General features: G+C 39.6%; 7 protein-coding genes, 12 tRNA genes and 1 rRNA gene. 1 reads left to right on the top strand and 19 read right to left on the bottom strand.

Annotated features, from left to right (window positions below; translation table 11 throughout):
• The 14 genes from ACFFIX_RS24345 to ACFFIX_RS24280 form a co-directional block, all read right to left on the bottom strand.
• Positions 1-61, bottom strand: a 16S ribosomal RNA gene (locus ACFFIX_RS24345); the annotation flags it as partial.
• Between the two features lie 113 nt (positions 62-174).
• Positions 175-248, bottom strand: a tRNA-Gly gene (locus ACFFIX_RS24340).
• A 13-nt stretch (positions 249-261) separates the two neighbouring features.
• Positions 262-338 (bottom strand) — tRNA-Pro (locus tag ACFFIX_RS24335).
• Between the two features lie 4 nt (positions 339-342).
• A tRNA-Arg gene (locus ACFFIX_RS24330) sits at positions 343-419 on the bottom strand.
• Positions 420-520: 101 nt separating this feature from the next.
• Positions 521-606 (bottom strand) — tRNA-Leu (locus ACFFIX_RS24325).
• A gap of 19 nt (positions 607-625) precedes the next feature.
• Positions 626-708: transfer RNA gene (locus tag ACFFIX_RS24320), tRNA-Leu, on the bottom strand.
• Positions 709-718: 10 nt separating this feature from the next.
• Positions 719-794: transfer RNA gene (locus tag ACFFIX_RS24315), tRNA-Lys, on the bottom strand.
• A gap of 171 nt (positions 795-965) precedes the next feature.
• Positions 966-1040 (bottom strand) — tRNA-Gln (locus ACFFIX_RS24310).
• Between the two features lie 250 nt (positions 1041-1290).
• Positions 1291-1366: transfer RNA gene (locus ACFFIX_RS24305), tRNA-Asp, on the bottom strand.
• A gap of 197 nt (positions 1367-1563) precedes the next feature.
• Positions 1564-1640: transfer RNA gene (locus ACFFIX_RS24300), tRNA-Met, on the bottom strand.
• A gap of 236 nt (positions 1641-1876) precedes the next feature.
• Positions 1877-1948: transfer RNA gene (locus ACFFIX_RS24295), tRNA-Glu, on the bottom strand.
• A gap of 14 nt (positions 1949-1962) precedes the next feature.
• Positions 1963-2053: transfer RNA gene (locus ACFFIX_RS24290), tRNA-Ser, on the bottom strand.
• Positions 2054-2057: 4 nt separating this feature from the next.
• A tRNA-Asn gene (locus ACFFIX_RS24285) sits at positions 2058-2132 on the bottom strand.
• 118 nt (positions 2133-2250) lie between these two features.
• On the bottom strand, positions 2251-2706 hold the full coding sequence (locus ACFFIX_RS24280) for a SprT family protein (protein WP_378938704.1): 456 nt from the start codon (positions 2704-2706) through the stop codon (positions 2251-2253).
• 102 nt (positions 2707-2808) lie between these two features.
• Here ACFFIX_RS24280 and cmpA point away from each other — a divergent pair, with 102 nt between their 5' ends.
• A complete protein-coding gene (gene cmpA / locus ACFFIX_RS24275) occupies positions 2809-2922 on the top strand; it encodes a cortex morphogenetic protein CmpA (RefSeq protein WP_378938702.1) in 114 nt (37 codons plus the stop codon).
• A gap of 7 nt (positions 2923-2929) precedes the next feature.
• Here the strand turns inward: cmpA and ACFFIX_RS24270 are convergent, their stop codons facing one another.
• The 5 genes from ACFFIX_RS24270 to ACFFIX_RS24250 form a co-directional block, all read right to left on the bottom strand.
• Positions 2930-5092, bottom strand: a complete 2163-nt coding sequence (locus ACFFIX_RS24270) for a Tex family protein (protein WP_378938700.1) — start codon at positions 5090-5092, stop codon at positions 2930-2932.
• 115 nt (positions 5093-5207) lie between these two features.
• Complete coding sequence (locus ACFFIX_RS24265; RefSeq protein ID WP_378938698.1) at positions 5208-5807, bottom strand: PP2C family serine/threonine-protein phosphatase; 600 nt, start codon at positions 5805-5807, stop codon at positions 5208-5210.
• Positions 5804-6595 carry an RNA polymerase sigma factor SigB gene (gene sigB, locus ACFFIX_RS24260; protein ID WP_378938696.1) on the bottom strand — a complete coding sequence of 264 codons (792 nt, stop codon included), beginning with the start codon at positions 6593-6595 and terminating at the stop codon, positions 5804-5806. The genes ACFFIX_RS24265 and sigB overlap by 4 nt, the downstream gene beginning before the upstream one ends.
• On the bottom strand, positions 6561-7043 hold the full coding sequence (gene rsbW, locus ACFFIX_RS24255; protein WP_378938694.1) for an anti-sigma B factor RsbW: 483 nt from the start codon (positions 7041-7043) through the stop codon (positions 6561-6563). Before rsbW ends, sigB begins: the two co-directional genes overlap by 35 nt.
• Positions 7040-7372, bottom strand: a complete 333-nt coding sequence (locus ACFFIX_RS24250) for an anti-sigma factor antagonist (protein WP_378938692.1) — start codon at positions 7370-7372, stop codon at positions 7040-7042. Before ACFFIX_RS24250 ends, rsbW begins: the two co-directional genes overlap by 4 nt.
• Positions 7373-7427: the final 55 nt, after the last annotated feature.

The following is a 7427-nucleotide window of genomic DNA, read 5'->3' as shown; positions in this document are numbered from 1 at the left end:
CTTGCATGTATTAGGCACGCCGCCAGCGTTCGTCCTGAGCCAGGATCAAACTCTCCAATAAGATTGTTTGACTAGCTCTTCTTTTGCACACGAATGTACGAAAAAAATTTTGTTGCTTTGTTGATTAAATCAACGTTGGCACGCTTGGTTTTGTTTAGTTTTCAAAGATCATATTGGAGCGGGTGAAGGGAATCGAACCCTCATCATCAGCTTGGAAGGCTGAGGTTTTACCACTAAACTACACCCGCGAAGTGACAGATCTGGTCGGGAAGACAGGATTCGAACCTGCGACCCCTTGGTCCCAAACCAAGTGCTCTACCAAGCTGAGCTACTTCCCGTCAATGGCGCGCCCGAGAGGAGTCGAACCCCTAACCTTTTGATCCGTAGTCAAACGCTCTATCCAATTGAGCTACGGGCGCAACTTTTTATTTTTTTATTGCCGTTTCTTTTATTAAGGCGACTTAACTATAGTATCATTTTACAAGATAATATGTCAATACTTTTTTTAAAAACTTTTAATTGGTGCGGCCGAGAGGATTTGAACCTCCACGGGGTTGCCCCCACTAGGCCCTCAACCTAGCGCGTCTGCCGTTCCGCCACGACCGCGAGTCCCAAAATAAATAAGTGCGGATGAAGGGACTTGAACCCCCACATCACAAGGATACTAGATCCTAAGTCTAGCGCGTCTGCCAATTCCGCCACATCCGCAAATGAAAAATGGTGAGCCATGAAGGATTCGAACCTTCGACCCTCTGATTAAAAGTCAGATGCTCTACCAACTGAGCTAATGGCTCATTTTAAAGTTTATAGTTAAAATGAATAGTAATTCTTGTTTCGTGACACCCAAATCTCAGAAAGCTTTTTCAAGTAGCTGCTCAATTTGTGCGCTGACATAAAGCTTCGCAGCTTATTCGATCGCGCTCTACCAACTGAGCTAATGGTTCATCTTAAAAGTAAAAAAAGAATGGCTGGGCTAGCTGGATTCGAACCAACGCATGTCGCAGTCAAAGTGCGATGCCTTACCGCTTGGCTATAGCCCATTGATTAAGCTTCAAGAAATACTTCCTTGAATATGCTTCATGAATAATCACCGCAGGTATAATAACTTAATAAGCTAGAACTTAATGTCATCTCTTAGCTAGTAAATTATCGTAAAAAACAAGTATCCTTAATCACTTACTATTAAAAGTGGTTGGAGCTAGCTTGATCAATACTCATAACTTTCTAACGAAGATATTCATTATAAAGCTAATTTACGTTTTACACAAGAGGAATTATTAAACAAATTTATGGCGGTCCCGACGGGAATCGAACCCGCGATCTCCTGCGTGACAGGCAGGCATGTTAACCGCTACACCACGGAACCGTAAATTTACGATAAGCTTCGAATCTCTTCGTCAGCTTCACTCATTCAGATCCTCACACGTACCAAGAACAAAATGATCTTGGACTAAGTCCCGCACGTCCTGTGCGAACGTCCAAGTCACCACATCCTGTGGTAGTCCGGTCTTCACTCGCTTTGCTTCCTCGACCTTCTCGCTTCTCCTAAATTTTCATTTTAATTGGTTGCGGGGGCAGGATTTGAACCTGCGACCTTCGGGTTATGAGCCCGACGAGCTACCGAACTGCTCCACCCCGCGATAATAGTAATTATTAAGTAATTCTATGCTCTTTGTCTTTACTTGTGAAAAACCATCCTGCTTTCAGGCAGATTATTCAAGGTGTGTCTCAAGCAGTACGCTGAAGCTTCTCGAGGAAGTTTATTCGAGCGTGCTCCACCCCGCGATAATAATAACTAATTCTGTATTCCTACCGTTCTTAGTATCTCTATTTAATAAACCGTTCTGCTTTCAGGTTAATTATTCAAGAACCCGTATGACCCATACGGGATTCGAACCCGTGTTACCGCCGTGAAAGGGCGGTGTCTTAACCGCTTGACCAATGGGCCATGAATAGAAATAATGGCGGAGAAGGAGGGATTTGAACCCTCGCGCCGCTTACACGACCTACACCCTTAGCAGGGGCGCCTCTTCAGCCACTTGAGTACTTCCCCATTATGGCTCCGCAGGCAGGACTCGAACCTGCGACCGATCGGTTAACAGCCGATAGCTCTACCACTGAGCTACTGCGGAAAAATTTTAGACTTCTTTAAGTATATGGAGGATAACATGTCCTGTCAAGCATCTAATTCATATTATCAAAAGCCTTCAACGACAGCTTATATAATTTAACATAGCATCAATTCGTTCGTCAACCCTCTTCGATAAGTTGGATCTTGCCTCCACATTTTCCACATAGATAACGTGTGGTATTTACTCTTTTACGCCTTGTATATTTCTGCGAACAACTCTTACAACAATAAACGAGGATCTTTCTTGGCACTTTTTCTAGCTTTAATGGCGAACAAAATCTTGGCGCGCCCACTTTTGCTAATAATTCTTTAAAGTCTCGATCTCGGTGCTGATAGCCTTTTCCTTCAAGGTGAAGATGATAATGACAAAGCTCATGCTTAATGATTCCTATAAGTTCCTCTAGACCAAACTCTTCATAGTATCTTTGATTGATATCGATATTATGACTTCTTAATAAATACCTTCCACCAGTCGTTCGTAATCTTTTATTAAAGGAAGCTTGATGTCTAAATCGCTTTCCGAAGCTTTTCATAGATATATCTTCTACTAATTTCTGAAGTTGGTTGTTATCCACTATGTGCCCTCCCTTTCCTAATTTTTATCGAACAGGACATCATCTCTGGGCATACATTGTAAATACCCATACTCCATTATAAAGATTAAGGAGGTATGATCAATGCCCTCATGGTTGCAAAGTCAAATTCAGCGAGCCTTTTTTGAAAAAGACCACTACCAGATTAAGCTGTTAAATCAATGTTGGTTTTTCTACAGAAAAAAACACTGCTCATAGGCAGTGTTTAATCTTTTAACATTGTCAATGCGACCCTACCCTTTTTAAAGTCGACATTGTCGACCCAAACTGTAACAACGTTGCCAACCGAGACAACATCTAAAGGGTGTTTTACAAATGTTTTACTTAGCTTAGATATATGTACTAAACCGTCTTGTTTTACACCAACATCAATAAACGCACCAAAGTCGACGACATTACGGACTGTTCCTTGTAACTCCATTCCCTCTTTAAGATCTTCAAGTTGAAGAACATCTTTCTTGAGTAGGGGTTTTGCTACTTCATCCCTTGGATCGCGTTCAGGGCGTATTAGCGCATCACAAATATCCTTAAGTGTTAGTTCTCCAATTGATAGAAGTTCAGCAGTTTCTTTGTTGTCTAAGGTTGTTACCTTATTTTTTAGCGCTTCGCTACCAAGGTCATTTTCAGATGAATTTAATTGTTTTAAAAGCTTATTTACTTCTTTGTAACTCTCTGGATGGATGCTTGTACGATCAAGCGGTTGGTTACCATCTATTATTCTTAAGAAGCCAATACATTGTTCATACGTTTTTGCTCCTAGTCTTGGAATATCTTTGAGTTGTTTTCGATTTGTAAATCTTCCAAGCTCTTCTCTTTTTGTAACAATGTTATTTGCTACTGTCTTACTTAATCCAGCGACGTATTGCAATAAAGATGATGAAGCAGTATTTACATTAACCCCAACCCGGTTAACGACTGTTTCTACAACGAAAGTTAAAGAGTCGTTTAATTTTTTCTGAGAAACATCATGCTGATATTGCCCAACACCAACAGATTTTGTGTCGATTTTAACCAATTCTGCTAACGGATCTTGAAGTCTTCGAGCGATGGAGATAGCACTTCTTTCTTCCACCTGCAACTGAGGGAATTCTTCTCTCGCTAAGTCTGATGCAGAATAAACACTCGCTCCGGCTTCATTAACAATAAGATAGGAAACCTCTTTGTCTAGCTCTTTTAGAATTTCAGCTATGAATTGCTCTGTTTCTCTAGATGCTGTTCCATTTCCAATTGCGATGACCTCAACTTCAAAATTCTTAATTATTTCTTGAACTTTTTGCTTAGCGTCTTGTCGCTTATTCACGGGTGGATGAGGATAGATCACACCAATATCCATAACTTTACCAGTCTCGGTTACTACTGCTAGTTTACACCCTGTTCGGTATGCAGGATCTACACCTAAAACCATCCGCCCCTTTAAAGGGGGTTGAAGCAACAGGTTTCGGAGATTCTCAGAAAATATGTGAATCGCACGGTCTTCTGCTTTTTCTGTGAGTTCTTTTCGAATTTCCCGCTCAATTGATGGCTGAATAAGTCGCTTGTATGCATCCTCAATCGTTTCATTCAATAGCACTTTTACAAGAGTAAAGGAATCCTTGATTTCTTGTTTTTGCATGTAGGCTATAATTTGCTCAGCTGGAGGGTTAATCGAAACTCGTAAAATTTCTTCTTTTTCTCCACGGTTTAATGCTAGGACTCGATGAGGGACAACCTTTTTCAATGGTTCCTCATACTCATAGTACATTTCGTAAACATTCTTTTCATCTTTTTCTTCGTCTTTTGACGAAGAAGAAATTGAGCCTTTGTTAAAAGTAAGCTCTCGAATCCATTGGCGGTATTGAGGTTTGTCTGATATTAGCTCTGCAATGATATCTTTTGCACCTTGAATCGCCTCATCTTCTGTTGTAACTTCCTTTTCCTCACTTAGAAATTCTTTTGCTTTATCAGTAATTGATCCAGACTTCGGCAGGCTTTGTATCCATTCTGCAAATGGCTCAAGACCTTTTTCCTTCGCAACCGTAGCTTTCGTTCTTCTTTTTTGTTTGTATGGACGATATAAGTCTTCTACTTGTTGTAGTTTATTTGATTGTGTTATGTTCTTTTTTAATTCTTCCGTTAGTTTCCCTTGCTCTTCTATTGTACGAATAACTTCTTCTTTTCGATTTTCAAGATTTTGCATGTATGTCCATTTTTCTGAAATATCACGGATTTGCACTTCATCAAGAGCCCCCGTTTGTTCTTTACGATATCTCGCAATAAATGGTACCGTGTTTCCATCTTCTAAAAGGTCAATTACATTATTGACTTGTTTATATGTAATGGCTAATTCTCCACTTATGTTCCGCATTATCTTTTCTTGTTTTTCAATCATGAGTAGCCTCCAAAAAAATCTATATGACAACATATTACCAAAAGTATCCGATTTATTAAAACCTTTCCCACTTATTAAACAAAAATAAATAGTCAATCAACTTCTTAAAATCGCCTTAAGATAGTTGACCGACTATGTAAGTTAAATCATCAATTCTTAATTTTGTATAACTTTCTAAGTGATTCGAAATTTCTTCAACAGATCCATGATCCCTTAATAAGGATTTAATGGCCGGAAGAACTAATCCATCTGTATGAATCATAAATCTCGATCCTCGTTCGTACGGAAACGTATCTGTGCGGTATTTCTGTGGTTTTCCTGACAAGTAACCTAGAATTGGCAATGGGTAGATAAACTTACCTGATGGTGAGTAAAGAACAAAGCGGATGTTTCCGACAGAACTATAGGTGAATTCTCTTTTTTCATAGTTTACTTTAAAAACAGAAACTGTTGCACCCCGTTTATCTTTCAAGACGTGGTTACACCGGTCGATTAAATGATCTACCTCTTCATGATGGTAACGCTCGACAACTTCACTAATTGCCGAAGAAGAATCATTTGCTCGCTCACCACTCCCAAGTCCGTCTGCTACAGCACAAATAAAATATTCAGCTGTTGCTTTCATAAAGAAGCTGTCCCCACAAACCAACTTGCCCTCTTTTTGAACTTGATAGGCTAATGCGTGTACATAATTATTGGTTTCGATTTCAATCATTGATTTAACTCCGTTGGCATATCTGCAGCAAGCGCTTCTCTTAATTTATGAATAGCTCTCCTTTGCAGACGCGAGACATGCATTTGTGAAATTCCTAAGAGTTCACCAGTTTCCTTTTGACTCTTGTTCGCAATAAATGTGCAGTCTATGATTTCTTTTTCCCGATCTGAAAGAACATGAAGAACACTTTGGAACATTAACTTTTGATTAACTCTCTCATAGCCTTCCTCTTTGGAACCGACAACGTCTAAGATCGTCACTGTGCTCCCATCTGCGTCAGCTTCTATTGAATGGTCAACAGATAAAGCTTGATAGCTTTTACCCATTTCCATAGTCTCTAATACTTCTTCCTCTGTTACTTCTAAGTAATCTGCAATTTCCTTCACAAGTGGTGACCGTTGATATTGGTATGTTAGCTCATCTACTGCCGCTTTAATTTGTGGTCCTAACTCTTTAATGCGCCTCGGTACGTGCACACTCCAAGTCTTGTCTCGAAGGAAACGTTTGATTTCTCCAATGATCGTTGGAATTGCAAAAGCTTCAAAGGATTTTCCAAATGAGGCATCATACCTTCTAATTGCTCCAAGTAGCCCAATCATCCCTACTTGGCTCAAATCTTCATGGAAGCTTTTCCCTCTTGAATACTTTCTAGCTAATGATTCTACAAGGCCTGTAAAATGATCAACAAGTATAGATTGTGCTTCATCACTCTCTGTTTGTTGATATTTATAGATAAGTTCATTTACTTCTTCTTTAGTTCGCTTCATAGTTCGAGATGGTTGTACCATGATCTATTCGCTCCCCATTTAAATACTTTGTCATGAAGACCGTTACTCCGGAATTCAATAGAACTCGGACTTCATCCATGAGCGTTTCCATCAAAAATAGACCCAACCCTCCTTCTGATACCTCATCTAAATCACTTGAAGCGGAATAAGGGCCTAATTCACTTTTCGTTTGCTCAAAATTAAAGCTTTTACCGCTATCAGCAACCATAACTTCTAAACGATCTTCATATAATCCAAAGCCGACGACTACTTCTCCGCCCTCAGTCTTTTTATAAGCATGTTGGACCGCATTTGTGCAAGCTTCACTTGTTGCAATCTTTAAATCTTCAATTTCATCATACGCGTAGCCCATTCTACTTGCGATTCCAGACAATGTTAACCGAATAATGCCTACATATTCCGGCTTAGCAGGTATCTTCATCTCAATGTAATCGACTAATTGTTTCATTGTACCCCACCCTCTGATTTTGAAGAAATATCAATGATGTCATTTAAACCCGTAATACTAAATAATCGTTCCAAACGATCAGACAGCTCAACCAACTTTAATTCTCCGTTGTTTTTTCTAATAACCTTTAGCAAACCGACAAACACACCTAACCCTGTACTATCCATATAATCAACATTTCTCAAATTGATCGTTAATCTAGGATTAGCTTCTTCTGCAAATGCTATGAGTTCTTCTCTTAGCTTTGGCGCTGTGTAAGCATCTATTTCTCCAGCTACATAGATAACTGTTTGATCAACGATACGGTTTACTTCTATTTTAAAATTCATCCGCTTTCACCTCAGGAATTAATAAGTTACTAGGTTAATACCCGTCTCAGACCCA

Origin of the sequence: Metabacillus herbersteinensis (assembly GCF_042433335.1) — a bacterium.
Taxonomy (GTDB): Bacteria; Bacillota; Bacilli; order Bacillales; family Bacillaceae; genus Metabacillus; species Metabacillus herbersteinensis.
The sequence above is the reverse complement of the archived record's forward strand: the minus strand, read 5'-3'. Positions and strand labels throughout refer to the sequence as shown.

What these genes read in the sequence shown, in the direction of transcription:
- cmpA (WP_378938702.1), top strand. Translation starts at nt 2,809, where the DNA reads ATGCCCTCATGGTTGCAAAGTCAAATTCAGCGAGCCTTTTTTGAAAAA.
- ACFFIX_RS24270 (WP_378938700.1), bottom strand. Translation starts at nt 5,092, where the DNA reads ATGATTGAAAAACAAGAAAAGATAATGCGGAACATAAGTGGAGAATTA.
- ACFFIX_RS24265 (WP_378938698.1), bottom strand. Translation starts at nt 5,807, where the DNA reads ATGATTGAAATCGAAACCAATAATTATGTACACGCATTAGCCTATCAA.
- sigB (WP_378938696.1), bottom strand. Translation starts at nt 6,595, where the DNA reads ATGGTACAACCATCTCGAACTATGAAGCGAACTAAAGAAGAAGTAAAT.
- rsbW (WP_378938694.1), bottom strand. Translation starts at nt 7,043, where the DNA reads ATGAAACAATTAGTCGATTACATTGAGATGAAGATACCTGCTAAGCCG.
- ACFFIX_RS24250 (WP_378938692.1), bottom strand. Translation starts at nt 7,372, where the DNA reads ATGAATTTTAAAATAGAAGTAAACCGTATCGTTGATCAAACAGTTATC.